Source organism: Bradyrhizobium sp. PSBB068 (genome assembly GCA_016839165.1).
GTDB lineage: Bacteria > Pseudomonadota > Alphaproteobacteria > Rhizobiales > Xanthobacteraceae > Bradyrhizobium.
Window position 1 is genome coordinate 364,994 of the sequence record CP069300.1, and the last position, 25,456, is coordinate 390,449.

Annotated in this window: 31 protein-coding genes; 20 read left to right on the forward strand and 11 right to left on the reverse strand. The window is 64.5% G+C overall.

Annotated elements, in window-relative coordinates:
• Window positions 1–52: 52 nt before the first annotated feature.
• Window positions 53–463: a hypothetical protein gene (locus tag JQ507_01655; protein QRI70276.1), complete on the forward strand. Its 411-nt coding sequence runs from the start codon at window positions 53–55 to the stop codon at window positions 461–463.
• Here JQ507_01655 and JQ507_01660 read toward each other — a convergent pair.
• Complete coding sequence (locus tag JQ507_01660) at window positions 460–1,461, reverse strand: YafY family transcriptional regulator (protein ID QRI70277.1); 1,002 nt, start codon at window positions 1,459–1,461, stop codon at window positions 460–462. The two genes, JQ507_01655 and JQ507_01660, sit on opposite strands and share 4 nt — an antisense overlap.
• 82 nt (window positions 1,462–1,543) lie before the next feature.
• Between JQ507_01660 and JQ507_01665 the strand changes: the two genes are divergently transcribed.
• From JQ507_01665 to JQ507_01675, 3 genes are all read left to right on the forward strand, one after another.
• Window positions 1,544–2,197: a glutathione S-transferase family protein gene (locus tag JQ507_01665; protein QRI70278.1), complete on the forward strand. Its 654-nt coding sequence runs from the start codon at window positions 1,544–1,546 to the stop codon at window positions 2,195–2,197.
• Window positions 2,198–2,211: 14 nt separating this feature from the next.
• Window positions 2,212–2,646: a hypothetical protein gene (locus JQ507_01670; protein QRI70279.1), complete on the forward strand. Its 435-nt coding sequence runs from the start codon at window positions 2,212–2,214 to the stop codon at window positions 2,644–2,646.
• Window positions 2,647–2,875: 229 nt separating this feature from the next.
• Window positions 2,876–4,204 carry an IS1182 family transposase gene (locus tag JQ507_01675; protein ID QRI70280.1) on the forward strand — a complete coding sequence of 443 codons (1,329 nt, stop codon included), beginning with the start codon at window positions 2,876–2,878 and terminating at the stop codon, window positions 4,202–4,204.
• Between the two features lie 128 nt (window positions 4,205–4,332).
• Here the strand turns inward: JQ507_01675 and JQ507_01680 are convergent, their stop codons facing one another.
• A complete protein-coding gene (locus JQ507_01680; GenBank protein QRI70281.1) occupies window positions 4,333–5,118 on the reverse strand; it encodes an enoyl-CoA hydratase/isomerase family protein in 786 nt (261 codons plus the stop codon).
• Between the two features lie 11 nt (window positions 5,119–5,129).
• Window positions 5,130–6,242 carry an ion transporter gene (locus JQ507_01685; protein QRI70282.1) on the reverse strand — a complete coding sequence of 371 codons (1,113 nt, stop codon included), beginning with the start codon at window positions 6,240–6,242 and terminating at the stop codon, window positions 5,130–5,132.
• Between the two features lie 327 nt (window positions 6,243–6,569).
• Here JQ507_01685 and JQ507_01690 point away from each other — a divergent pair, with 327 nt between their 5' ends.
• Together JQ507_01690 and JQ507_01695 are read left to right on the forward strand one after the other, a co-directional pair.
• The gene (locus JQ507_01690; protein ID QRI70283.1) at window positions 6,570–7,238 is read left to right on the forward strand and encodes a cyclic nucleotide-binding domain-containing protein; all 669 of its coding nucleotides are present in this window, start codon (window positions 6,570–6,572) and stop codon (window positions 7,236–7,238) included.
• Complete coding sequence (locus JQ507_01695) at window positions 7,235–8,146, forward strand: hypothetical protein (GenBank protein QRI70284.1); 912 nt, start codon at window positions 7,235–7,237, stop codon at window positions 8,144–8,146. The genes JQ507_01690 and JQ507_01695 overlap by 4 nt, the downstream gene beginning before the upstream one ends.
• A gap of 13 nt (window positions 8,147–8,159) precedes the next feature.
• On the opposite strand, the gene JQ507_01700 is transcribed toward JQ507_01695, so the two are convergent.
• Together JQ507_01700 and JQ507_01705 are read right to left on the reverse strand one after the other, a co-directional pair.
• The gene (locus tag JQ507_01700; GenBank protein QRI70285.1) at window positions 8,160–8,375 is read right to left on the reverse strand and encodes a hypothetical protein; all 216 of its coding nucleotides are present in this window, start codon (window positions 8,373–8,375) and stop codon (window positions 8,160–8,162) included.
• A 31-nt stretch (window positions 8,376–8,406) separates the two neighbouring features.
• Window positions 8,407–8,598 carry a hypothetical protein gene (locus JQ507_01705; GenBank protein ID QRI70286.1) on the reverse strand — a complete coding sequence of 64 codons (192 nt, stop codon included), beginning with the start codon at window positions 8,596–8,598 and terminating at the stop codon, window positions 8,407–8,409.
• Window positions 8,599–8,995: 397 nt separating this feature from the next.
• Here JQ507_01705 and JQ507_01710 point away from each other — a divergent pair, with 397 nt between their 5' ends.
• The 3 genes from JQ507_01710 (at window position 8,996) to JQ507_01720 (ending at window position 10,797) form a co-directional block, all read left to right on the forward strand.
• Window positions 8,996–9,358: a PRC-barrel domain-containing protein gene (locus tag JQ507_01710; protein QRI70287.1), complete on the forward strand. Its 363-nt coding sequence runs from the start codon at window positions 8,996–8,998 to the stop codon at window positions 9,356–9,358.
• Window positions 9,359–9,609: 251 nt separating this feature from the next.
• On the forward strand, window positions 9,610–10,371 hold the full coding sequence (locus JQ507_01715) for a Crp/Fnr family transcriptional regulator (GenBank protein ID QRI70288.1): 762 nt from the start codon (window positions 9,610–9,612) through the stop codon (window positions 10,369–10,371).
• Between the two features lie 168 nt (window positions 10,372–10,539).
• A complete protein-coding gene (locus JQ507_01720; protein QRI73137.1) occupies window positions 10,540–10,797 on the forward strand; it encodes a hypothetical protein in 258 nt (85 codons plus the stop codon).
• A 455-nt stretch (window positions 10,798–11,252) separates the two neighbouring features.
• Here the strand turns inward: JQ507_01720 and JQ507_01725 are convergent, their stop codons facing one another.
• Entirely contained in the window at window positions 11,253–11,480 is a 228-nt protein-coding gene (locus tag JQ507_01725) for a hypothetical protein (protein ID QRI70289.1), read from the reverse strand.
• A 413-nt stretch (window positions 11,481–11,893) separates the two neighbouring features.
• Here JQ507_01725 and JQ507_01730 point away from each other — a divergent pair, with 413 nt between their 5' ends.
• The gene (locus tag JQ507_01730) at window positions 11,894–12,247 is read left to right on the forward strand and encodes a DUF3307 domain-containing protein (protein ID QRI70290.1); all 354 of its coding nucleotides are present in this window, start codon (window positions 11,894–11,896) and stop codon (window positions 12,245–12,247) included.
• 247 nt (window positions 12,248–12,494) lie between these two features.
• A complete protein-coding gene (locus tag JQ507_01735) occupies window positions 12,495–12,902 on the forward strand; it encodes a hypothetical protein (protein ID QRI70291.1) in 408 nt (135 codons plus the stop codon).
• Between the two features lie 7 nt (window positions 12,903–12,909).
• Here the strand turns inward: JQ507_01735 and JQ507_01740 are convergent, their stop codons facing one another.
• Window positions 12,910–13,245: a YkgJ family cysteine cluster protein gene (locus tag JQ507_01740; protein ID QRI70292.1), complete on the reverse strand. Its 336-nt coding sequence runs from the start codon at window positions 13,243–13,245 to the stop codon at window positions 12,910–12,912.
• Window positions 13,245–13,943, reverse strand: coding sequence for a YafY family transcriptional regulator (locus JQ507_01745; GenBank protein QRI70293.1), 699 nt, complete (start codon window positions 13,941–13,943; stop codon window positions 13,245–13,247). The genes JQ507_01740 and JQ507_01745 overlap by 1 nt, the downstream gene beginning before the upstream one ends.
• A gap of 168 nt (window positions 13,944–14,111) precedes the next feature.
• Here JQ507_01745 and JQ507_01750 point away from each other — a divergent pair, with 168 nt between their 5' ends.
• Window positions 14,112–14,345 (forward strand): hypothetical protein, encoded by a 234-nt coding sequence (locus JQ507_01750; GenBank protein ID QRI70294.1) that lies wholly within the window; start codon window positions 14,112–14,114, stop codon window positions 14,343–14,345.
• Between the two features lie 64 nt (window positions 14,346–14,409).
• A complete protein-coding gene (locus JQ507_01755) occupies window positions 14,410–15,141 on the forward strand; it encodes a glutathione S-transferase family protein (GenBank protein ID QRI70295.1) in 732 nt (243 codons plus the stop codon).
• Here the strand turns inward: JQ507_01755 and JQ507_01760 are convergent.
• Window positions 15,138–15,770, reverse strand: a complete 633-nt coding sequence (locus JQ507_01760; GenBank protein ID QRI70296.1) for a pyridoxamine 5'-phosphate oxidase family protein — start codon at window positions 15,768–15,770, stop codon at window positions 15,138–15,140. The two genes, JQ507_01755 and JQ507_01760, sit on opposite strands and share 4 nt — an antisense overlap.
• 105 nt (window positions 15,771–15,875) lie before the next feature.
• On the opposite strand from JQ507_01760, the gene JQ507_01765 reads away from it, so the two are divergent.
• A complete protein-coding gene (locus JQ507_01765; GenBank protein ID QRI70297.1) occupies window positions 15,876–16,769 on the forward strand; it encodes a LysR family transcriptional regulator in 894 nt (297 codons plus the stop codon).
• Here the strand turns inward: JQ507_01765 and JQ507_01770 are convergent.
• Entirely contained in the window at window positions 16,766–17,209 is a 444-nt protein-coding gene (locus JQ507_01770) for a PaaI family thioesterase (protein QRI70298.1), read from the reverse strand. The genes JQ507_01765 and JQ507_01770 overlap by 4 nt on opposite strands.
• 287 nt (window positions 17,210–17,496) lie before the next feature.
• Window positions 17,497–18,666 carry a 4-hydroxybenzoate 3-monooxygenase gene (pobA, locus tag JQ507_01775; protein ID QRI70299.1) on the reverse strand — a complete coding sequence of 390 codons (1,170 nt, stop codon included), beginning with the start codon at window positions 18,664–18,666 and terminating at the stop codon, window positions 17,497–17,499.
• 269 nt (window positions 18,667–18,935) lie between these two features.
• Between pobA and JQ507_01780 the strand changes: the two genes are divergently transcribed.
• The 6 genes from JQ507_01780 to JQ507_01805 all read left to right on the forward strand — a co-directional run bounded on the left by JQ507_01780 (window position 18,936) and on the right by JQ507_01805 (window position 25,447).
• Window positions 18,936–19,961, forward strand: a complete 1,026-nt coding sequence (locus JQ507_01780) for a TRAP transporter substrate-binding protein (GenBank protein QRI70300.1) — start codon at window positions 18,936–18,938, stop codon at window positions 19,959–19,961.
• Between the two features lie 226 nt (window positions 19,962–20,187).
• Window positions 20,188–20,697 (forward strand): TRAP transporter small permease, encoded by a 510-nt coding sequence (locus tag JQ507_01785; protein QRI73138.1) that lies wholly within the window; start codon window positions 20,188–20,190, stop codon window positions 20,695–20,697.
• 18 nt (window positions 20,698–20,715) lie between these two features.
• The gene (locus tag JQ507_01790; protein ID QRI73139.1) at window positions 20,716–22,020 is read left to right on the forward strand and encodes a TRAP transporter permease; all 1,305 of its coding nucleotides are present in this window, start codon (window positions 20,716–20,718) and stop codon (window positions 22,018–22,020) included.
• 4 nt (window positions 22,021–22,024) lie between these two features.
• Entirely contained in the window at window positions 22,025–22,486 is a 462-nt protein-coding gene (locus JQ507_01795; protein ID QRI70301.1) for a DUF3237 domain-containing protein, read from the forward strand.
• A 301-nt stretch (window positions 22,487–22,787) separates the two neighbouring features.
• Complete coding sequence (locus JQ507_01800) at window positions 22,788–23,582, forward strand: crotonase/enoyl-CoA hydratase family protein (GenBank protein QRI70302.1); 795 nt, start codon at window positions 22,788–22,790, stop codon at window positions 23,580–23,582.
• Complete coding sequence (locus tag JQ507_01805) at window positions 23,579–25,447, forward strand: feruloyl-CoA synthase (protein ID QRI70303.1); 1,869 nt, start codon at window positions 23,579–23,581, stop codon at window positions 25,445–25,447. Before JQ507_01800 ends, JQ507_01805 begins: the two co-directional genes overlap by 4 nt.
• The last annotated feature ends 9 nt before the right edge of the window (window positions 25,448–25,456 follow it).

Sequence of the window (25,456 nt, forward strand, 5' to 3'; positions counted from 1 at the left end):
TATCTTCCCGCCGAGGACAAGAAGAAGCGACAAGAAAAAGCCAATAAGAAAAATGGCGAACAACGCCGCTCCGACGCCGGCTGAGATCAGCTGGCAACTGCACCGGTTGCCTGCGCTCGGGCGCGATGCGTTCATCGCCGCTCATTATCTGGGACAGCCCGTTGCCTGGAAGACCCGCTTCTTCGACGCGATCGACTGGGGCGCGGGTTCGGTGCTGCAATTCAGCTTCCTGCAACGCGGCTGGCACCACCATGCGCGGCTCGACAATCCGATCTATGCCTATATCGACATCGAGCAACATCCGGAAACACGCGGCCTGCGCCGCGGTCGTCGGATCGATCTCCAGGGCACAATCAAGGGGATCGATTTCGTGACCGGGATTACGCTCGAGCTGGACAAGTTCGAGATTCTGCCGGTCAATTTCCTCGACCGCTTCGTGATCAGCTCCGACAGCCGCTATTAGCCCTTGCGTCCCGCCACGCGGCGCAGCGGCGCGTCGGCATAACGCGCGGCCATCGCGCCGATGAGTTCGGCCATCTTCCCGCGCAGCTCGTCGGGCGCGATCACCTCGGCCTCGGCGCCGAGCCGCAGCAGCTCGCTCGCGGCATGCCACACCGTCTTGCCGACCGGCATGGTGGCGATGTGCCAGCCGTCGGCGTCGGTACTGCCGACAAGCCGCATCCGCGCCTTCACGTAAGGATGCGCCAGCGCGTCGAACAGCTTCAGCCCGAGCGGCGACAGCCGCACCGTGGCCTCGTTCGGGTGCAACTCGGCCTCGAGCCGCTCGATCGAGGCACGCCAATACGTAGCGAGGTCGAAGTCCGCCGGCCGCGCGAACGGCGTGTCCAGAACAGTGCAATCCAGCACCCGCGCGACGCGGTAGGTGCGCGCATTGCCGTCGACGAGGCCCGCGAGATACCAGCTGCCGCCCTTCAGCACGAGGCCGAGCGGCGCCGCGCGCCGCCGCTTCTCGGCCTTCCAGCTCTGGTAGCGGATCTCGATCAGGTTCTCGCTCAGCACCGCGCCGGCAATCGCGCGCAGATGCTTCGGCTCCTCGGTCTCGCCGAACCAGTTGGGCGCGTCGAGGTGAAAGCGTTGCTGCAATCGGTTCGCGTTGGGGCGCAAATGTTCCGGCAGCGCCGCCATCAGCTTGGTCTGTGCCGCCATCATCGCGGCATCGAGGCCGAGCGCTGCGGCGGGCCCCGGAAGCCCGGCCATGAACAGCGCCTCGGCCTCGCCCTGCGACAGGCCATTGAGCCGCACGCGATAGCCGTCGAGCAGCCGATAGCCGCCCTCGGCGCCGCGATCGGCATAGACGGGCACGCCGGCGGCGGCGAGCGCATCGATGTCGCGATAGATCGTGCGCACCGAAACCTCGCAGGCTTCCGCCAGCTCGGGCGCGGTGACCTGTCCCCGCGCCTGCAGGGTGGTGAGGATGGAAAACAGCCGGCTCGCGCGCATGGCGAAATCATACCTGACACAAGATGTCAGGTATAGGTAGACATAAGGGGGCCATCCCCCGACGGCGCAAGGAGACCTGCCCATGACCACCGCTGCCCCCACCGATCGCGTCACGCTGTATTACTCGCCGCAGACCCGGGCCACCGGCGCCCGCGTGCTGCTGGAGGAACTTGGCGCGCCCTACGATCTGCACATCCTCAACATAAAGGCGGCTGAGCAGCGCAAGGCCGCCTACCTTGCGATCAATCCGCTCGGCAAGGTGCCGGCGATCCGCCACGGCGACGCGCTGGTGACCGAGCAGGTCGCGATCTTCATCTATCTCGCCGATCTGTTTCCGCAGGCCGGCCTGACGCCGGCGCTGAACGACCCGCGCCGCGGTCCCTATCTGCGCTGGATCGCCTACTACGGCTCCTCATTCGAGCCGGCCGTGATCGACCATTTCATGAAGCGCGCTCCGGCGCCTATCACGCAATCGCCCTATGCCGATTACGACACCATGCTGGCCGCACTCGAGGCGCAGCTCGCCAAGGGGCCTTATCTGTTCGGCGAAGAGATCACGGCGGCCGACATCCTTTGGGGCATCGCGTTCAACTGGACCATGATGTTCGGCATCGTGCCGAAAAGGGACGTGTTCGTCCGCTATGCCGAACGCATCGCCGCGCGTCCGGCGTTCCAGCGGATTGCGAAGGCCGACGACGAGTTGGCGGCGCAGCATGCCGCGGCCGCCGGCGTGTGATACGGATCGTGGCGATGGCGAAAGTCCTGCACAGCACCAACTGCTTCAACACCCTGATCCGCGTCGCGGAGGATTGCCCGGCGCAGCGCGGCGAGGAGCCGCAGCTGCGCGGCGGCCAGCCGACGGTCGCCGTGCTGCAATATCGGATGCTCGCCGGCGCGCCCTACAAATACACCTCCGACGATGTGGTGTTCGTCACATCGTCGGCCGGCCGCGCGCTTGATCCAAAGGCCGCGAAGAAGGAACGCAACGCGGCACGCGAGACGTTCTTCTCGCGCGGCCAGGCCTGCATGCGCGCCTCGCCGCTCGGCAAGCGTTTCGGCTGGGGTGTCCACGCCGACGACGAAGGCCGCATCGCGATCTACGCCGTCGACAGCCAGCGCTACCAGGCGTTGGCGCGCGACCCTGAGATCGCACAGACGCGCGCGATGCGGAGCAAGCGGGCGTGAGGGGATTCAGCGAAAGATCGTGCCGAATAGCATACTGTCAGCTCCGTCATCCTGAGGAGCGCGTAGCGCGTCTCGAAGGATGCACGGCCACAGTGGGGCCGTCGACCCTTCGAGACGCCGCTCCGCGGCTCCTCAGAGCGTGTGAATTTTTGTGGCTTGGGCGAAAGATGTAGCGGGAGGGATGGGGGATGTGATTCCCTGCAATCGCTGAATTGCGGGAGAGCGGGAGATGGCTGAAGACCAGCTGTTTGGAGAACTGCCGGAGCAGCCGAAGCCGCAAACTGATGCGGCGCCAGCGGGTTTGCCGCGTCTGCGCGAGCCGCAGCGCGATCAGATTGAACTGCGGGCGGTGGATATCGATAGCCTGATCGGGGAAGATCATCCGGCGCGGGTGATCTGGTGCTATGTCGACGGGCTCGAGCTGCGCGAGCTTGAAGATCGGATCAAGGCGCGGGGCGAGAGGCCGGGTCATCCGGCGACGTCGCCACGGCTTTTGCTGGCACTGTGGCTCTATGCGACCAGCGACGGGGTAGGAAGCGCTCGCGCCCTGGAGCGGCTGTGCGAGAGCCACGATGTCTATCGCTGGCTGTGTGGCGGGGTCTCGGTGAACTACCATACGCTGGCGGACTTCCGGGTCGGATGCGCCGATCTGCTCGATCGGCTGCTCGCCGAACATCTTGCGGCCTTGGCGGAGGTGGGCCTGGTCGACCTCAGCAAGCTGGCGCAGGACGGCGTGCGGATCCGGGCGAGCGCCGGGGCCGCCTCGTTCCGGCGAGAACAGACACTCGATCACCATTTGGAGACCGCGCAGACGATCGTGGCGGAGCTCAAACGCGAGGTCGAGGCGCGCTCCGATGCCAGCAACCAGCGCATCAAGGCGGCCAAGGAGCGAGCGGCGCGTGAGCGCACCGAACGCCTGAAGGCAGCGCAGGCCGCGCTCGCCGAGATCAAGCGGCAGCGCCAGGCGCGCGAAGACAAGCGCAACAACGGCAAGACGCCGAAGGAGCCGCGCGCCTCTACGACGGACCCCGACGCCCGCGTCATGAAGATGGCCGACGGCGGCTTCCGGCCAGGATACAATGTGCAGGTGGCGAGCGCGGCCGGCGAGCAGATCGTGGCCGGGCTCGACGTGACCAATATTGGTTCCGATCGCGGCCTCATGCAGCCAATGCTAGATCGCTTGCGCGCGCGGACCGGCCGCCTTCCGGGCCGCCATCTCGTTGATGGCGGCTTTGGCAGTGCCGAGGACATCGAGTGGGCGCATGATCAAGGGGTTGAGGTCTATTGTCCGCCCACGCAATCCAAGCACGGTACCGATCCCTACCTGCCGCGGCGCGGCGACGGCCCGGGCGTGTTGGCTTGGCGGGCACGGATGGCAAGCGAGCCGGGCAAGGCCCAGTACAAGCTCCGATCGATCTGCGAGTGCATCCACGCTCGATGGCGCAACTGGGGCCTGCGGCAACTCACCGTACGCGGCCTTGAAAAGGTCCGTGCCGTCGCGCTCTGGTTCGCCCTCACCAACAACGTCTTACAAGGGCATCGGCTCTACAGCGCTTAAACACCACATCGGCCACCCGGCCGCAGCTGCGCAAAAAACCAAACCCACCCGACCTACAGACGTAAAAGGCAAAACCCGAAAGCTTCACAAGCTGTCAGGGTGACGGTAGTTAGAGCGCGGGAGGTCAACTAAAACCTCGGCGCCCTCTTCTCGGCGAACGCCTTGATGCCTTCCTTGATCTCGTCGCCGCGCATGCTGTCGCGATGGCGCTGGTCGGCGTCGGCTTCGTCGAGCTGGCCGCGGGCGAATTCGTTGATCGCGCGCTTCATGCCGGCCATCGCCTTCGGCGCATTGCCGGCCAGGATCGTCGCCAGCCGGTCGACCTCCTCGTCGAGCACGTCGGGCGGCACCATTGCGGTGAGGTAGCCGATGCGCAGCATCTCCGGCGCCGTGATCTTCTGCGCGGTCAAGAACAGCATCTTGGCATTGTCGACGCCGAGCCGCGTGACGTAGCGCCGGATGCCGCTCTTGTAATAGTGCAGCCCGAGCCGCGCCGCCGGCATGAACATCTCGGCGGTATCGACGCCGATGCGAAAGTCGCAGGCGAGCGCAAGGTCGGTCGAGCCGCCATAGACGCCGCCATTGAGCCGGCAGATCGTCGGCACAGCGAGGTCCTCGAGCCGGTCGACCACGACCTCGAAGGCCGAACCCGCGCTCTGCTGCTCGTTGGCGCTCACCGCGCGCTCGGCCACCGAGTTGAGATCGTAGCCAGCGGAGAATGCGCGGCCGGTTCCGGTCAGCACCAGCACCCGGATCGCGGGATCGGCCTCGATCCGGTCGAACAGGCGGACGAGCTCGCCGAGATCCTCGGCCTGCAGGCGGTTGAGATGCTTCGGCCGGTTGAGACGGATCGTGGCGCGCGCGCCGGCAATCTCGAGCACGGGTCCGCTGGCGGTGTCGGCCGCGTCAGCCATCTTGGTCTCCATCATTGGTTCTCACGTTCGCGCCGCTTCGCCTCGGCGTCGATGGTCTCGGCGAGATCGGGATGCCTTGCCATCAACAGGCGGAAATCGACCAGGTCAAGCACCAACAGCCTCGTCACCTTGCTGGTCGAGACGCTGGCGCCGCGCTTGGCATTGCCGAGCAGCGCCATCTCGCCGAAGAACGCGCCTTCGCCGAGCTTGACCTTGCGTCCGGGCAGGTCGACCTCGACCTCGCCGGCGCCGACGAAATACATGCAGTCGCCATTGGTGTCCTTGCGGATGATCATGGTGCGCGGCGGCAAGTCGATGGTGCGCAGCACCTGGGTGACGTCGGCGATCGCGGCCGGGCCGAGATGCGCGAAGAACGGCACCTTGCTGACGGTCTCCCAGGTTCTCAGGAAGTTGTCGCGGCGGGTTTCGGCGGCAAAGCCGGTCGCCAGAATGCCGGTCCACAGCCCGAACACGCCGAGGCCCGAGATCATCACCATGGCGGCGACGATCCGGCCGAGCGGGGTGATCGGCACCACGTCGCCATAGCCGGTCGTGGTCAGCGTCACCACCGCCCACCACAGCGCCGCCGGCACGCTGCCGAAGGTCTGCGGCTGGACGTCCCGCTCCAGGAAGTATTCGGCGACCGAGGCCAGGAACACCACCATCAGGAAGATCACGAGCACGCTGAGCAGCGGGCCGGACTCCACCACCAGCACGCGGCGGAGCTGGCGCAGGCCGGGAATGCCGGGCACCACCTTGAGCACCCAGAGCACGCCGAGCAGCCATGCGGTTTTCGACGCGATGCCGCAGAGCAGCGCCAGCGGCACCGCCAGCGCGCCGATCGCATCGACCACGCCGGCGCTGGACAGCGCGTAGAACCAAAGCTTGTCCTGCCGCCGCATATGGCGCAGCCGCACCAGCCATTCGAATATGAAATAGGCAAGGCAGGCCCACAGCAGCGCGTCGACCCAGTGCGGGGCCGCGTCATAGGCCGGCTCGACCGTCAGCAGCGTCATCATGGCGACACCGACCATGACCGCGACATAGGCCACCGTGGTCATGTTGCGGCCGGCGGTGGCGGAAACGAAGCGCGTCAAGGCCGGAAGGACGAGCGGCTTGGACATCGGAACGGAGCTTGCCTGTCGCTGAACTGCTGGAATCGAGGCCCAGCGCGTGGCCGGGCCGAGCGCACAACGTGCCTCTCCCGGCCGAGGCCGTCAACGCGCCGGCTGCGGCGGCCTGATCGTGGCGAAGAGGCCGGCAGGTTGGGCGAATGGCCTAACCATGTTGGCCCGATTTTGCGCCCGCGAATGTGAGAAATCAGACAAATCGTCGCTTTTTCCCCGTATATCAGGGATGCTGGCCGCCGACGCGAGGGCAGGCAACCTCGGCAGGAATGAAGCGACTAATAAGGCGATCTTGTTCACTTCTTGAGAATTGGTTGGTTTCCGATGGATACCTCACATCTCGCGGAGCACGCCGGCGCCGCCGGCAGCTTCTTCGCATCGATCTTCGTGGTCGCCACGCTGTCGATGCGGACCATGATCCCGTTGCGCGTCTTCGCCATCCTGACCAACATCATCCTGATCGCGACCGCGATCCCGACCCACAATTACGCGACCCTGATCCTGCATTCCGTGCTGCTGCCGATGAACACCTACCGCCTGCACCAGATGCTGCAACTGGTCCGCAATGTGAAGAGGTCGGTCAACAGCGATTTGTCGATGGACTGGCTGCGGCCATTCACGACGGAGCGCAAATGCACTGCCGGCGAAGTCCTGTTCTACAAGGACGAGAAGGCCGACAGCATGTTCTATATCACCAGCGGCCGCTTCCGCCTGGTCGAGTCCGGCATCGAGTTGCCGGTCGGCGCCATCGTCGGCGAGTTCGGCATGCTGTCGCCGTCGAACACGCGAACCCAGACGCTGGAATGCGTCGAAGCCGGCGTGGTGCTGTCGGTGACCTACGATCAGGTCGAGCAGCTTTACGTCCAGAATCCGGCGTTCGGCTTCTACTTCCTGCGCCTGGCCTCTGCCCGCCTGTTCCAGAATATCTCGACGCTCGAGCAGCAGCTCGCGCAGCACACCACGCCGAAGGTCGCGGAGCCTAAGCCTGCATGAGCCCGGTGACCAGTTCTGGAGGCGCCGCAGTGCCGGATGACGACAGTCTGCTGGCCTCGCTCCGCTACCTGTTTGCCGACATCATCGGCGACGAGGACGAGGGGCCGCCGGTGCTGCCCGACGCCTGCCCGGATCATCTCGGGCCTGTTGTCACCGAGGCCATCCATCTGTTGATCGCCTATCAGAGCACGAGCTATGCCCAGCTCTATATCGACCGGCTCAATCGCTTCGTCGGCCGCCGCGGCGTCGACGACGCCCTGCTCGGCGACATCGCCCGCCTGATGGCGGAGCGCATGGCCTATGAGGATGCTATCCGGATCGCGCAGCTCAAGCTCGGCGAAGCCCATGCGGCGGGCGGCCTCGCCGCGCGCTCGGCCGACGACGTCAAGAAGCTCCGCCTTGACGAGTTGATCGACGCTTTGCCGGAGATGGTCGCCGATCCGATCCTTGCCGTGCTCGATCAGTTCGGCTGGCGGCGCCGCCGGGTCTCGATCCGCTTCAGCGCCAACAATCGCTTCAGCGTTCGCCGGCTCAGGATCGAGGCGGGCCTGAAGCGCTGGCGGCTGTTCTCGGGGCGCTACGCCAAGGAGCGGCTCTGGGTCGAGCGCTGGCTGCACATGATCGACCGCAGCCTGACCAAGCAGCCGGGCGCGGCTCGGGCGGTCGTGCAGACCGCGACCATGATCCAGGGCTACGGCGATCCCTATCGCCAGGGCATCGCGGACTGGCACCTGATCATCGACGGGCTCGTCAAGCCGACCTTCGATGGCGCGCTCGCGCTTCCCGACCTCGCCGGCGCCATCGCCGAGGCCCGCGCCGCCATCATGCCCGACCCGCGGCAAGCGGCGCTGAAGCGCAAGATCGCGGAGATTCGCGCGCGGGTGCCGGTAGCGTCCCAGGTGATCTAGCGCGCCAGCCGGTCTATGTTATTGCGACGACCTTGGCCAGCGCCTGCTGCCCGGCTTCGGTCAGCTCGGGGAGCGTCGTCCTGCCGCTCTTGGCGCACTTGATGATGTATCTGGCAACGCGCCTGCGGGTGGCATGTTCCTCGCCATGGAGCGCATCGGCGCAGACCTGGTCGAGCGCGAAGTTCATGGCGGCAAGCGTATGTGAGTCAAACCGTTCCTCGATCGTCATAGCTGTCCTGTCGGTCCTCTTCGAGGCGCCGCTATTTGCGGAGTGTCAGCCATTCGCTGACTTCCATCACGGTCTCGGTTTGCCTGGCTCTCTTCATCAGCGTTTCGCGTTCCCGTCCCGGTGGCAGCTTGCGCGCTGCAATGCGCGAATCTTCGGCGAATTTTTGCAGGCGGTCCTCCAACGATCCGGGAGGCCGCGACCTGTTACGCTTCTTTTTGATCATGCTGCCTCCGACGTGAGACCAAAAGCTTAGGCAGGTGCCAAATTCGCGTCGTTAACCCATGACATTCGACAATTGAAAAAATTGCGATCTCCAGTCTCGCAAGAGCAGGCCGAGGGATCGCAAGGGCGGCCCGGGCATCGCAAACGCGATGCTGAGACCACAGGAACGATCTTCGGCGTCATGCGTAACACCATTGTGTTCGCTGCCTTGCTCCCCGAAAGGTGGCGAAACGCTCCGGTGACGGGCCCCGGCGAATTGTATCGCCGGGGCCCGCATATCGTCTCAAATTCAATGACGCTCGCCGAATGGCGCTTTCGCTGGGCAGCAACTGCGGCAATGCGGCAGGAACGATCCTCTCGGACCGTCGTTGGCGCCGGGAGATCACAGGAGAAGTGACATGGCGATGGATGAAAAAGAGCTCGGAAACCTGATCGGCAGCGACAAGGTCGAGGGTACCGCGGTCTATGGATCGGATGAGCGCAAGATCGGCTCGATCGAGCGCGTGATGATCGACAAGAAGAGTGGCCGGGTGTCCTATGCCGTGCTCGGCTTCGGCGGCATTCTCGGCCTCGGCAACGACCACTATCCGCTGCCCTGGCAATCGCTCAAATACGACACGAAGCTTGGTGGCTATGTCACCGGCGTGACCGAGAGCCAGCTGCGCGGCGCGCCGAAATACGGCAGCGAACGGGACTGGAATTGGGCCGACATCGGCACCACCCGGGCTGTGAACGACTACTACGGTGTGCCGCTCGTCTGAGCGACGACGGCTTGCAGGGCTGGCTCTTTGTAAGGCTTGTTGCAAGGCTTGCCTGTTGCAAGGCTTTTGAAACGCCGACGGCGGCGATGCCCTGATAGTAACTGAACTGTACGGCGCTTGAGGACAGTAACCGTCGAGTCCTCCGGCGTCTGTACACTAGTGAACATACGTCAATAGCTGTGCAATGTAACATACGTTATTGAAAACGGCTTGGCGGTTACCCGATTAAGCATGCGGGGAGACCAATGTCGTTGGCATCGCTAGTCCGTAAATTGGAGCAGTTCGTAAGGCTTTCGCCGGTCGATCACGTCATTCTCAATCGTGCATCGACTGAGCGGGTCCGGCATTTTGCACCGCGCGTCGATATCGTCCGTGAAGGCGAGAAACCGAAGGATGTCCACCTGATCCTGTCCGGTTGGGCCTGTCGCTACAAGCAGCTCGAGGACGGAAGGCGCCAGGTGGTGTCGTTCTTCCTGCCCGGCGACATTTGCGACGTGAACGTCTTCATCCTGCGCGAGATGGATCATTCGATCGGCACCATCACCGCGGTGTCGATCGCGGATCTCTCGCGCGAGTTCTTCGACAAGGTCGCGGCCGGGCATCCGCGCATCGTCACCGCGTTCTGGTGGGAAACCCTGGTCAATGCGGCGATCCAGCGCGAATGGACCATGAGCCTCGGCCAGCGCACGGCGCTGGAGCGGATCGCTCATCTGCTCTGCGAGATCTGGCTGCGGCTGCGTCTTGCCGGTTTGACCCAGGGCGACAGCTGCGACTTCCCGTTGACGCAGGGCGACCTCGCCGACGCCACTGGACTCTCCAAGGTCCATGTCAATCGGACGCTACAGGAGCTGCGCGCCGACGGGCTGATCGTGCTCAAGGGCAAGACCCTGTCCGTCCCCAATCTCGACCGGCTGATGCGCGCAGGCCTGTTCAATCCGAACTATCTGCATATGGATCACGAAGGGCGGCAGCTCGACGCCGTCGGCACGCAATCGGACGCCGCTGCGGGATGACCGGCGCGCCCCCTCGGAGAGGCGCAACGCTTGGTCCTCCATGGATGCAAGCAGGACCGGGCGCACAGCGGTTCGCATGAGCGCGTTGCTGTCGTCGTCCGCTTAGAAACGATTTCCCTGTGCTTCGCGTTATTGACCATTGTCGCCGACAATGATGGAGGCGATTGGATGGTGCGCTATTTCTTCGATATCAGAGATGGCACTGGGCTCTATCCGGATGAAGAGGGGCTTGAGTTTGAGGATCAACGGGCCGCAGAACTGGAGGCCGCCCGTACTCTGGGCGAACTGGCCCGAGACCTTGCGTCACTGGACGACCGGCATGATTTTGCGATCGAAGTGCGGACCGAAGGCGGCCCCGTCTTCAAGGTCGTCTTCGTTTTCGAGGCAACCCATCTGAGACAACAAGGCAGCCTCAACTGGAGGTGATCACCTCACCGGGCGCCGCTGGCCGGTCGGAGCGGACTCGATTTTTGGCTGGGCGCGGTATGGTGCCGGCGGCGGTGCGTGTGGCGCACGCAATGTCGCGTCATTGTTGGGCTTGGTGATTGCCGGCGTCGCCGGATTGGCTGGCTCCGCTTCGACCGGAGCGGCGCAAAGTGTTGTAGCAAGAAATCCGAGCGCAATCTTCTTACCCATCGTCGATCCCTCCGCCAGGCAACCAGCCGCATGGGAGCGCCCAAGCGTGGCGGAGGTGAGACCAAGGCTTGCGGCGATCGCGCCGGAGTGTCTCGTTTCGTCGCGGATTCCATACATGAACCAGCCGACCAACGACCCCGGCACCGGAGGTTGGCGGCACCAGGGTCGCTACTCCCGATGCGCTTGGGGGCTGATGTCGGGAGCTATGAGTCGACTCCCGCTGTTCCGCTTCGTTCCAGACGGCGTCAGCCAATTCCTGATCGCGAGCGCGGATCAGTTGGCGCCCGCAAAGTGAAATCGCGAGCGGGTGATTCGACGCGGCGATGCACCGCGCCGCGCAGGATCGCCTCGGTGACCGCGCTGAGCAGCAGTGTCAGCAGGGTGAAGGTGATGATCTGCGCGCGGTTGCTCTTGGCGACCGGAGGGCGAGGCCGCGGCTGCATCGGCGAAGGCGCGGGGGCTTCGGCGCTCATGGTTGACTACCTGGCTGATCACCCGTCCGGAACGGTGTGTTGCCGCCGCGGCGCTGCCCGGTGAATCCGTAAATGACTATAAAAGAAAGAAAATTTCCTGTGCCGCCGACGGTATACCTCCGTGGGGGAATGCAATCCCCCCAACCGGCCGCCACCTTGGTCCGGCTGACCTGCGCCGCGATGGCGCATGACCATCGCCACTATCGAGGCCTGAACCCGGATGTGATTTTCGCGGGGCCGCAGGTGCATTCCGCCGCCGGAGATGTCATAAATGAGACAAGCTTCGGTTTGCGGAATTGTGCTGACGGCCTGACCCGGATTTCTTGCAATCACATTCATCGAAGTAAAAGGGCGTCAGCTTGTTGTTTCCTGCCATGTCATCGTCGGTGTCGGTTGGTGCCCTGGTGGGATGGATGTTGCTTCTCACCGCAAAGCACATCATCGCCGACTTCATGCTGCAGAACGCCTGGATGGCGATCGGCAAGGACCAGAAGACCGGCTGGGCCATGCCGCTGCTCGCGCATTGCCTGGTCCACCTTGCGGTCGCGCTGGCACTGATCCTGGTGGTGGCGCCGCGGTTCTGGTACGTCGCCTTCGTCGACTTCGTGATCCACATCATCGTCGATCGCTGCAAAGGCATCTGCGCCTCGCATTTCGGCGTGACGCTGGAATCGCACCATCCCTGGTTCTGGACCCTGATCGGGGTCGACCAGGCGCTGCATCACCTCACCGGCTTCGCGCTGTCGATCTACATGGCCGCGAACTGAGCGACTCGCGACGCCGCCTCCCACAGCCCTGACCACGACCCTCCCGCCGAAGCCCGTTCCGACGGGATCCTGGTTTTGACGCGTTTTCTTGACGCGAACCGGTATTCCCTTCGCTTGAAGACGCTTTTGGCCGGGGCGGATGTGATTCGCGTGCAACGGGCAAGCCTCTTCGGCGACGACCGGAGGCCGTGGTTAACCTTTCGTTAGAGGATTGCGCGGCATCTTCCCGATCGAGGGGGATTTGCAAATGTTTTCAAGCCGCGACGCCTTCGAGAACGATGCCTGCCCGGTTGCCGACGACCTGCTCGGCCAGATGTATCGCGCCAATCCGAACGGGCTTTCGTTGCTGGTCGCTAATGTCGCGCCCGATGTCCGGGCGAGGCTGGCGCTGTTCTGCTATCGGCGCAGCCATCTGCACGCACTCGCGGTGGCGATTGCGTCGAGCTGCAGCGAGTGGGAGCTGGTCAATTCCGGCGGCCGTGTCGGGTCGACGCTGTACGCGCTGTCGCGCGAGCCGGTCCGTGCCGCGGCCGTTTCGCATGGCGGCCGCAAGCCGATCACGCTGTCGACCAAGCCGCTGTCGAGCTTCGCGCCGGTTGTCGATGACGAGCTCGACGACGAGGACGTCAGCGAGACGGTGACTGTGACGGCCTAAGCCGCGCTCAATCCGGCTGCGCGCTCGCGATGAGCGGCAGCCCGTGCCGGCGCCGCGCCATCGCGCATTCCGCGTCGCCCGGCTGGCAGGTCCGGCACACGTCCGGCCGCACCGCATAGACCACGCAGCGCGTTGCCTCTCCGATCTTCCCCGACAGCGCCGAGCAGCGATCGCCCTCGCAGCGCATCCCTGATTGTCGTGCGTTGACGAATTGCGCCGGGATCAGGTCGAGTTGCGTGTCGTCCTCGATCGTGAAGCGCGGCCAGTTCTCCGAATAGCTGCAACAGGCGCCGCAGGACTGGCACGGGCTGTTGCCGGCCGCATCGATTGCGTCGTCGGCCATCAGGTGTCCCTCGGTGCTTCCCACACCAGGCTGCGTCGCCAGCGCGCCCTGAGCAGATCGCGCCGCTCCGGATACTTCTCGTCGTGGTAAACAGCGGTGACCACGCGGTCGGTGCGGAAGCTGCGGAAATCCTTGCGCAGCTCGCACCAGGCGGCAAGCAGCCGCACCGCCTCGTGATAGCCGACTGCGATCGGCCAGATCGTACGCTCGCTGTCGCGGCCGTGCTCGTCGCGATAGTTCAGCGTGATCTTCTTGCCCTCGTGGATCTGGCTGCGGGTCCTGACCATGTCGATGCGGTCGGGCTCCCGGTTCCAGGCGGAGCGGGCGCGGCTCGCCGGCTCCAGCACGAACGGCCGCAGCCGGTCGGGCACGGTCTCGGCAATCTTGGCCATCAGGTCCTCGGCGGCGCGCGCCAGCGCCGGATCGGCGTGGCCGATCACCCATTGCGCGCCGAGCACGCAGGCCTCGATCTCGTCGGGTGTCAGCATCAACGGCGGCAGGTCAAAACCCTTCTCCAGGATGTAGCCCATGCCGGCCTCGCCGCGGATCGGCACCCGCTGCTCGATCAGGCTGGCGATATCGCGATAGATGGTCCGCTTCGAGGTCTCGAGCTCGGCTGCGATCGCGTCCGCAGTCAAAGGCTTACGGGTGCGGCGGAGCACCTGGATGATCTGAAACAGCCGGTCGGCGCGTCTCATGGCAACTCTCTTGGCAATTCTCTTCAGCGTCTTGACGACCGTCTTGACGCATCTCGCGGTGTCTCGACGCGTCGGCTTTTCTGCGTCCCGTCCGGCTGCTGCTGACAGCATGTTGGCAGCAGGTGGGGGCTATATCAGGACAACACCTCAAGTGAAGGGAATTTGTCCATGGCGAATCTTGATGAACTCGGTTTCCGGCAAGCGCAGAGCTTCGCGCTGGAACAGCTGGTCACGGTCTACTCCACCTCCGGCGACCTGCGTTGGGCCCTGGTCGCGCTGATCGCACAGTCTGTCAGCACGGTCTGGTCCTACGGGCGGGCACGGCTGGTCAAGCGGGTTCGCGAGGCGGTTCGCCGCCTCGCACCCGCAACCCCGCTCGGCAGTGAATGCCACTACTGCTGACACCATGCTGGCAGCAGGGGACAGCTAGCCTCAATTCACGACTACAGGCGATCGGGAGCTTCATATGATTACGCTTTTTGGCTTTGGCACGGGCTTCGGTCTGCCGGAAATCAGTCCTTTCGTGACCAAGACCGAGGTCCAGCTCAAGATGGCCGGGCTTGCCTACACCAAGGAGAAGGCGATGCCGCCGGCCTCTCCGAAGGGCCAGCTGCCGTTCATTTCCGACGACGGCGAGACGATCGCCGATTCGACCTTCATCCGCGCCCATATCGAGGGCAAATACGGTTTCGATTTCGACGCGCCGCTGAGCCTGCAGGCGCGCGCTCAGGCCTGGGCCTTCGAGCGCATGATCGAGCATCACGTCTACTGGGCGCTGGTCGGCGCGCGCTGGGTCGACGATACCAATTTCGCCAAGGGGCCCGCGCATTTCTTCGACGGAGCGCCCGATCACATGCGCGACAAGCTGCGCGAGGACGCCCAGTTCCGGGTGGCCGAGAACTATCTGTTGAGCGGGCTCGGCCGCCACGGGCCCGACGAGGACGTCGACCTCGCGATGCGCTCGCTGTTTGCGCTGTCCGTGCAGCTCGGCGACAAGCCTTATCTGATGGGCAACGCGCCCTGCGGCACGGATGCCACTGCGTTCGGCGCGCTGGCGGGGATCCTGACGCCGTTCTTCGATTCGCCGCTGCGCGAGCGCACCGAGAAGTTCGACAATCTCACCGCCTATGTCGCCCGCATGATGCAGCAGTACTATCCGGAGTTCGCCTGGGCGCCGCTGCAGCAGCAGGCAGCTTAGCTGGCAGCAGGGGCGGGCTGGCCCTTCAATGCGGCGAGCTCCGCCTCGAGTTCGGCAATACGCTGGTCGCGTGAGGCGAGGGCTTGCGCCACGTCGGCCGCGTCGAACTTCTGCGGAATGTGCTGCGGGCAGTTGCTGTCCCACGCCGTGACCTTGAACAGGATCACCTGCTCAGGGCGCGCGCGATAGCCTTGGGGCATCAGCGAACGCGTCAGCGCCGGATCGTCTTCGACCACGCGCGCCTCGCCCCAGATCTTGACGCGCTGCCGGTGCGCATAATTCATCACGAAGATGTACGCCTTCGGGTTCTCCGAGAGATTGCCCTGCGTGATGAACTGCCGGTTGCCGCTGTAGTCGGCGAACGCGATGGTGTGCTTGTCGAGCACCTTGATGAAGCCCTTCGGTCCGCCACGGTGCTGGATATAGGGCTGACCGTCGGCTGATGCGGTCGCGAAGTAGAAGCTGTTGGTGTTGGCGAGGAGGGCCGCGAGGTTCTCGTCGATCTCGGTCTGCCAGCCGCCATGCGCCTCGACCTCGGCATAGGTGTCGCGCGAGCCCTTGCGGGTCTGGATCGCCTTGACCGCCGGGGTGAAGGCGACGTCGCTGGGATAGGTGTCAGCATCAAACATCTGGGCCTCCCGAAACGGCTGTCCTACCCGTACAAATGGGCGTTTCCGGATCGCAAGCAATCTTGTGAATTGACACTTCACTATTGCCGATTATGCAATAGTTCCATGGACCGGATCGATGCCATGCAGGCCTTCGTCGCGGTGGCGGACCTCGAGGGGTTTGCTCCCGCTGCCCGCAAGCTCGGTCTGTCGCCATCCGCCATCACCCGGCTGATCGCGGCACTGGAGGAGCGGCTGGGCGCGCGGCTGCTGCAGCGGACGACGCGGCAGGTGACGCTGACCGACGCCGGCTCGCGCTATCTGGAGCGGGCGCGGCGGATCCTCGCCGACGTCGAGGAGGCGGAGGACGCGGTGGAGAGCGAGCGCACTCGCCCCGAAGGCCGCCTGGTGATCTCCGCCCCGTTCGGCTTCGGGCGGCTGCATGTCAGTCCGGTCGTCTCCGCCTACCTGAAGCGCTATCCCGAGGTCGGCGTCGACCTGCGGCTGTCGGACCGCCGCATCAACCTCGTCGAGGATGGCGTCGACCTCGCGGTCAGGCTCGGGCACCTGCCGGATTCGACCCTGGTGGCGCGGCATGTCGGCCAGATGCGCCGCATCGTGGTGGCCTCGCACGGCTATCTCAAGCTCCGCGGCGAGCCGAAGCGGCCGGCGGACTTGACCTCCCATGACACCATCCAGTTCGGCGCCATGACCGCAACGCCCGACTGGCGCTTTGTGGAGGACGGCCAGGAGATCCGCATCACGCCGACGCCGCGCTTCACCAGCAACAGTTCGGATTCCGCCATCCAGTTCGCCGAGCAGGACGGCGGGCTGACCCGGGTGATGGCCTACCAGGCCGCCGAATCACTGAAGGCGAAGCGGGTCCGAATCGTGCTCGCCGCGTTCGAGCAGCCGCCGGTACCGATCCATGTCGTCTATCCGACATCCCGCCTGTTGTCGGCGAAGGTGCGGACCTTCATCGATCTCGTCACCGAGATCACCGACTGGCGCTTCAGCTAGCTCACCGGCGGCTTCTTCGGCACCACGCGGAACGTGCCGCTGGCGCGCGCGATCGTGACGCCGTCGGCCTTGATCAGGCTCTGCGCGAAGCAGATCGTGCTGCCGGTCTTGATCACGTCGCTCTCGATCGCGAGCCACTGCCCGATATTGGCCGAGCCGACGAAATCGACCGTGAGCGAGATCGTCACATATGAGGTGGTCCAGCCGGTCGCCTGGCCGCAGCTATAGCCCATCGCGTTGTCGGAAAGTGCCGCGATCAGCCCGCCATGGATCAGGCCGCGGCCGTTGGTGTGCGGCCGGGCCAGCCGCAGGCCGATGATGACGGATCGCTCGGTCTTTTTCTGGTAGAGCGGCTCCCAGGGCTCGGTGAGGGGGCTCTTGCGGAACAGCGGCTCGAAGCCGTCAGGAATGTCGGGGGCGATTTGTGTATCGGTGGTCATCTCAAATCTCGCTTATGACGTTGGATTGACGCCATTGAACGCGATGTCGAGGACGGTTTCACCGCCTACAAAGTTTTAAACGGGATTCACGTGGGTGTTTGAATGCGGCGCTGGCCTGTTGCCACGTCTTCAGCTGTCATCGCCCGCGAAAGCGGGCGATCCAGTATCCCAGAGACCGCACGGCATGAATCGAGAAGGCGCGGCGTACTGGATACCCCGCATACGCGGGGTATGACGGCCGAGATTGCGGAGAGGATGCTGTTTGACAAAAGCATCCGCGAGCACCCCTAGAACGGCAGCCCCACATAATTCTCCGACAGCGAGGTCGACGCCGCCTTCGAGCTGACGAGGTAGTCGAGCTCGGCGATCTGGATGCGCGCGGCGAATTCGCCTTCGTCGGGGAATTTATGCAGCATCGAGGTCATCCACCAGGAGAAGCGCACCGCCTTCCAGACCCGCGCCAGCGCCCTCGCCGAATAACCGTTGAGGCCGGCGGAGGATTTCTCGTCGTAAAATTCGCGCAGCGCCTGCGACAGATAATGCACGTCGCTGGCCGCAAGGTTCAGGCCCTTGGCGCCGGTCGGCGGCACGATATGCGAGGCGTCGCCTGCGAGGAACATCCGGCCGAACCGCATCGGTTCAGCGACGAAGCTGCGCAGCGGCGCGATGCTCTTCTCGATCGAGGGGCCGGTGATGATCTCGTCGGCCGCCTTCTGGTCGAGCCGCCGCTTTAACTCATCCCAGAACCGCTCGTCGGACCACTGGTCGACATGATCGTCGAGCGGGCACTGCACGTAGTAGCGGCTGCGGTGGGTCGAGCGCATCGTGCACAGCGCAAAGCCGCGCTCGTGCTTGTTGTAGATCAGCTCCGGCGAAACCGGCGGCGTCTCGGAGAGGATGCCGAGCCAGCCGAACGGATACACCCGCTCATAGCTGGTGATGGCCGAGGCCGGCACGCTGGCGCGGCTGATGCCGTGGAAGCCGTCGCAGCCGGCGATGAAATCGCAGGCGATTTCGTGGCTGACGCCGTCCTTGACGTAGCTGACGCGCGGACGATCGGTGCCGAAGTCGTGCGGCTTGACGTCGGCGGCGGAGTACACCGTGGTCAGGCCGGCCGCCTTGCGGGCATTCATCAGATCGAGCGTGACCTCGGTCTGGCCGTAGATGGTCACGGTCTTGCCGGTCGCCGCATGCATGTCGATGCGGTGCCGCGCGCCGCCGAACGCCAGCTCGACGCCGTGATGGACCAGGCCTTCCTGGCGCAGCCGGGCGCCGGCGCCGACGCGCTCGAGCAGTGACACCGTGCCTTCCTCGAGCAGGCCGGCGCGAATCCGGCCCAGCACGTAGTCCGGGGTCTGCCGCTCGAGAATGACGTTGTCTACGCCGAAAGTATGAAGTAGTTGCCCAAGCAACAGTCCGGCCGGACCTGCGCCTATGATTGCTACTTTTGTCCGCAATACCTGCTCCTCCCGATCGGATAGGCTTGAGTCGGGCGCCCCGCGCCGGGGGCTCACCGTCAACTTGCCTTGGCAACTATATCATATAACAGGTTTGGCAAGGTCGATTTGCCGCGGACAGCTTTCGCCGCAGCGCAAGATGCCGGAGGGCCGGGTGCGACGAGGCGTCCGCCCCGCGGATTTCGGCTTGAATATCTACGTGAATTAGATAACATGTTAAGTAATGAGACCGGGCACAAAGCCCGCCGTCCTGGAGAGGAGGAGACGTGATGAGGAGAAGTTTGTCGGCGCTGCTGATGGCAGCCGCCATCGTGCCGGCCGCAGCAGCCCCTGCCCTGGCGCAGGACAAGACCGTCAATCTCAAGGTGTCGCTCTGGGTGCCGCCGGCGCATCCGCTGGTGCCGGCGACGCAGGCCTGGGCCGCCGACATCGAGAAGGCATCGGGCGGCACCATCAAGGTCACCGTGTTTCCGTCCGAGCAGCTCGGCAAGGCGTTCGACCATTACGACATGGCGCGCGACGGCATTGCCGACGTCACCTACGTCAATCCCGGCTATCAGCCCGGCCGCTTCCCGATCGCGGCCGCGGGCCAGCTGCCGTTCGTATTCTCGGACGGCAAGAAGGGCACCCTGGCGCTGAACGAGTGGTACCACAAATACGCGGCCACCGAGATGAAGGATACCAAGCTCTGCTTCGCCTTCATCCACGATCCGGGCGCGCTGCACGGCAAGAAGAAGATCGTGCTGCCGGGCGACCTCTCCGGCGTCAAGGTGCGGCCGGCGCAGAGCACGATCGGCGAGATGGTGAAGATGTTCGGCGGCACCAATGTGCAGGCCTCCGCGCCGGAATCGCGCGACGCGATCGAGCGCGGCGTGGCCGACGAGATCACCTTCCCGTGGGGCTCGATCTTCCTGTTCGGCATCGACAAGGTCGTGAAGTACCACATGGACGTGCCGCTCTACACGACGGTTTTCACCTACAACATGAACCTCGCCAAATACAATGCGATGTCGGATGCCCAGAAGAAGGTGATCGACGACCACTGCTCGCCGGAATGGGCTTCCAAGGTCACCGATCCCTGGACCGATTTCGAAGCCAACGGCCGCACCAAGATGAAGGCGCTGCAAGGCCATGAGGTCTATCCGCTGACCCCTGATCAGCTCGCCGAATGGAAGAAGGCGGTCAAGCCGCTGCGCGACAGCTGGGCCGAGGCGGTGAAGAAGGCCGGCGGCGATGCCGAGAAGGTCGAGGCCGATCTGCAGGCCACGCTGAAGAAGTACGAGGCGGGGATCTAGGCGACTTCGTCATTCCGGGATGCGCCGCTTGGCGCAGGCCGCAGATGCGCATCGGGGAATCCATACTCACTGTGGTGGTTATGGATTCCGGGTTCGCGACTTTGTCGCGCCCCTCAGGTGCGCAATTGCGCACCGAGAATGACGAGCCACGGGAAGCGAAGATCAAATCATGGCCGCGAATTCCGAAGTCACCCAAGACGGCGCGATCACCGGTCCACCCGAGCCGGTGCGCAAGAATTTCATGGATCGTTTCATCGATTCGATCGAATGGGTGGCGGCCTTCTTCGTCGGCGTCGTCGCGCTCAACACCTTCACCGCGGTGTTCATGCGCAAGTTCTTCGCGGTGACGATCCCGGACTATTACAATTTCGGCCAGTTCCTGCTCGGCATCCTGATCTTCTGGGGCATTGCGGCGACGAGCTATCGCGGCACCCACATCACGGTGGATCTGGTCTGGGCCAATGCCTCGCCGCGTTACCAGCGCTGGATCGACATCTTCGCGACCCTGGTGCTGCTGTTCGTGGTGTCGGTGCAGACCTACACGCTGGTCGACAAGGTGATCGATACCAGGAACAGCCATATCGTGACGATGGACCTCGGCGTCCCGGTCTGGCCGTTCTTCCTGGTGTCGTGGATCGGCGACGTCTCCGCGGTGCTGCTGATCGCGATCCGCACCTACCGCCTGATCTTCCACCCGGAAGATATCCATGATGCCAAGATCAAGACCGCGGAGTAGACGGTAATGAGTCTCGACCTGAGTCCCGAGGCCGTCGCCGTCATCGGCTTTGTCAGCCTGTTCGTGCTGATGCTGCTCCGTGTTCCCGTCGGCATGGCGATGGGCCTCGTCGGCATCACTGGCTTTGGCTATCTCACCGGCTTTGCTCCCGCGCTGAAACTGGTCGGCCAGACCACGATGCGCACGGTGACCGACTATTCCTTCGGCGTGATCCCGATGTTCTTGTTGATGGGCGCTTTCGTGTCCGTCTCGGGCATCAGCCGCGAGCTGTTCCGCGCCGCCAACACCTTTGTCGGCCATTGGAAGGGCGGGCTGGGCATCGCGACCATTGCGGCCTGCGGCGGCTTCGCCGCGATCTCGGGCTCGTCGGTCGCCACCGCCGCCACCTTTTCAGCGGTCGCCTATCCCGAGATGCGCCGCTTCGGCTATCCGCAATCGTTCGCCACCGGCGTGATCGCGGTCGGCGGCACGCTGGGGGCGATGCTGCCACCGTCGACCGTGCTCGCGGTGTACGGCATCATCACCCAGCAGGATATCGGCAAGCTGTTCATCGCCGGCGTCGTGCCGGGCCTGCTCGCGATCCTGATGCACATGGTCACGATCGGCATCATCGGCGTGACGCGGCCGGGCTTCCTGCCGGCGGGCAAGAAGGCGTCGTGGCACGAGCGCCTGGTGGCGCTGCGCGACGTCTGGTCGCCGCTGCTGCTGTTCCTGTTCGTGATCGGCGGCCTCTATGGCGGCTTCTTCGTCCCGACCGAAGCCGGCGCGGTCGGCGCGGTCGGCGCCTTCATCATCGGCCTCCTCCGTGGCAAGCTCACCAAGGACGGCATCCTGCAATCGCTGCTGCAGGCGACCCGCACCGCGGCAGCGGTGTTCACCGTGCTGATTGGCGCGCTCTGCTTCGGCTATTTCCTCACCATCACCCAGACGCCGCAGCACGTCACCGAATTCCTCACCGGGCTCGGCATCGGGCCCTATGGCGTGCTGGCGCTGATCCTGTTGATGTATCTGGTGCTCGGCTGCCTGATGGACGCGATGGCGATGGTGATCCTTACCGTTCCGATCGTGTTTCCGGTGGTCACCGCGCTCGGCTTCGATCCGATCTGGTTCGGCATCATCATCGTGATGACGGTCGAGCTCGGGTTGATCCATCCGCCGGTCGGCATGAACGTGTTCGTGATCAAGAGCGTGATCAAGGACGTCAACATGTCGACGATCTTCGTCGGCGTGCTGCCGTTCGTGATCACCGACCTGATCCGGCTGGTGATCCTGATCCTGTTCCCGCTGCTCGCGACCTGGCTGCCGCAACGCATGATAGGTTAGACGGATGAGCCCAGAACTCCGCACCAGGTACGTCTTCACCATCACCGCAGCGATCGCCGAGGTGACGTCCGCCGGCGATATCGGCACCGGCGTCCGCCGCATCATTCCGATCATCGGCGGCGAGGTGAAAGGCGAGCGGATCAACGGCAAGGTGCTGCCCTTCGGCGCCGACTTCCAGATCATCCGGCCGAGCGAGCTGATCGAGCTGGAGGCGAAATACGCCTTCGAGACCGACGACGGCGCCGTCGTCTATGTCGAGAACAAGGGCATCCGGTTCGGGCCGGTCGAACTCTTGCACAAGCTCAAGCGCGGCGAGCCTGTCGATCCCAAGCTGATCTATTTCCGCACCGTGCCGAAATTCGAGACCGGCGCCGAGAAGTACCGCTGGCTGATGGAGCACATCTTCATAGGCTCCGCCGCCCGCCACGCCGACCGCGTCGTGATCGACGTGCACCAGGTGCTGTGAAGCTCCGGGCGGGCTCTGTTCGCCCGCACGAGCTGAAGAGCAAAGCTCGGACAGTTCACGGCGCAAAATGCGGGAGCATCAGTCACAGCTGGTGCAACACATCCCGCGTCGTCCTGGCGAAAGCCAGGACCCATTGCCCCAAATCTCAATTGTGCGCGACGTCGAGGCCACGATCCCGTTCATCATCAAATGCGGTGGTTATGGGTCCTGGCTTTCGCCAGGACGACGATCATGAACCCATATTGACTCCTGCGATGATAATTATAAAATATAACTATTCTGAACGGGAAACAATAACGCCATGGGAAACGCTGCCGACGCGGGTGACGCCGCGCTGCTCAGGATCGAGACGCGGGGGGCGGTGCTGACGGTCGGGCTCAATCGGCCCGCCAAGCGCAATGCGCTGAACGACGGCATCATCCTGGCGCTGCGGGACTGCTTTTCCGCCATCCCGGAAGAAATCGGCGCGGTGGTGATCCATGGCGTCGGCGATCATTTCTCGTCCGGCCTTGACCTCTCCGAACTGACCGAGCGCGACGCCACCGAGGGGCTGGTGCATTCCCAGATGTGGCACCGCGTATTCGACCGCATCCAGTATTGCCGCGTACCTGTGATCGCCGCGCTGAAGGGCGCTGTCATCGGCGGCGGGCTGGAGCTGGCCTGCGCCGCGCATATCCGCGTCGCCGAGCCGTCGGCCTATTTCGCGCTGCCCGAGGGCCAGCGCGGTATCTTCGTCGGCGGCGGCGGATCGGTGCGGCTGCCGCGCCTGATCGGCGTGCCCAGGATGGCCGACATGATGTTGACCGGACGGGTCTATTCGGCGACCGAGGGCTCAGCCTACGGCTTCTCGCAATATCTCACCGAAGCCGAGGGCGCGTTGCCCAAGGCGCTGGAGCTTGCCGAGCGCGTCGCCGCAAATGCGCCGCTGACCAACTTCGCGGTGTTGCAGGCGCTGCCGATGATCGCCGAGGCCAATCCGCAGACCGGCCTGCTGATGGAATCGCTGATGGCGACGGTGGCGCAGAGCGACAAGGAAGCCAAGAAGCGGATCCGCGCCTTCCTGGATCGCAAGACTGCCAAGGTGAAGCCGACATGAGCGCCACGATGTCTGCATCAGCAGCGAGTGTGCATCCGTTGCGCCCGATCTCGTTCGGCAATCCCGCCGTCACCGTCGAGCGCCGCGACGACGGCACGATCTATCTTCGTCCCAAGCTGAAGCTCGCCGACTTTCCGGTACGCCTCACCGACCGGCTGCATCACTGGGCGAACGCTGAGCCGAACCGCGTGTTCATGGCGGAGCGCGCCGGTAGCGACTGGCGGCGAATCAGCTACGCGCAGCTGTTCGAGGCCACACGGCGCATCGCCTCCGCGCTGATCGCGCGCGGATTGTCGGCAGAACGGCCGATCGTGATACTGTCGGGCAATTCGATCGATCACGCGCTGATCGCGCTCGGCGCGCTCTATGCCGGCATTCCGTTCTGTCCGGTCTCGCCGGCCTATTCGCTGGTGTCGCGCGACTACGGCAAGCTCGGTTACGTCATCAAGCTGCTGACGCCCGGTCTGGTCTTCGTCGATGACGCCGACAAATTCGCCGACGCGTTGCGCGCCAACGTGGCGCCCGAGGTCGAGATCGCGGCAAGCCGCGGCGCGGTGCCCGGCCGCGAGGTGACACGGCTCGCCGATCTGATGGCGACGCCGGAAGACGGCCGCCTCGACGCGATCCATGCGGCCGTCGGTCCGGACACGATCGCGAAATTCCTGCTGACGTCGGGTTCGACCGGCAACCCGAAGGCCGTGATCAATACCCAGCGGATGATCTGCGCCAACCAGGTGATGCTGCGCGAGACGCTGGCGTTCCTGAAGGACGAGCCGCCTGTGATCGTCGACTGGCTGCCATGGAATCACACCTTCGGCGGCAACCACAATGTCGGGCTGACGCTCTATAACGGCGGTTCGATGTATCTCGATGAGGGCAAGCCGATGCCCGGCGGCATCGAGGAGACCGTGCGAAACCTGCGCGAGATCTCGCCGACGGTCTATTTCAACGTACCCAAGGGCTATGAATCGCTGCTGCCCTATCTGCGTGACGACGCCGACTTGCGGTCGAAATTCTTCCACCGGCTCCACGCCATGTTCTTTTCCGGCGCCGCGCTGTCGCCGTTCGTCTGGAACAGCCTCGATGCGCTCGCCGTGCAGGAGAAGGGCTATCGCGTCCCCATGCTGACCGGGCTCGGCGCCACCGAGACCTCGCCGTTCTTCATGTCGGTACGTCCCGACACCAGCCGCTCCGGCCATGTCGGGCTTCCGGTGTCGGGCAATGACGCGAAGCTGGTGCCCAACAACGGCAAGCTCGAGGTCCGCGCCAGGGGCCCGAACGTGACGCCCGGCTACTGGCGGCAGCCCGAGTTGACCGCCAAGGCGTTCGACGAGGAAGGCTTCTACAAGTTCGGCGATGCGTTGAAGCCCGCCAACCCCGGCGATCTCGATGCCGGGTTCGATTTCGACGGCCGTATCGCCGAGGATTTCAAACTGGCGAGCGGCACCTGGGTCAGCGTCGGGCCGTTGCGGGCGCGCTTCGTCGGCATCTGCGCGCCGCTGGTCCGCGACGTCGTGATCGCGGGGATCAACCGCGACGAACTCACGGCGATCGTGATCCTCGATCTCGATGGCTGCCGCCTGATCAATCCGGCGCTTGCCTCTGGCGACATCGCGGCCGCAGCCAACGATCCGCTGGTGCGCGCTGCCTTCCGCGAGCGCTTCGCGCGTGTGCTTGCAAGCGCCACCGGCTCGTCGAACCGGATCGCGCGGGCAATCCTGCTCGACGCGCCGCTGTCGATCGATCGTGGCGAGGTCACCGACAAGGGCTCAATCAACCAGCGCGCGGTGCTTGAGCATCGCACCGACATCATCGATGCGCTCTATGCACCGGTGCCGCCGGCATCGGTGATCACGTCAATCTGATTCTCGAAG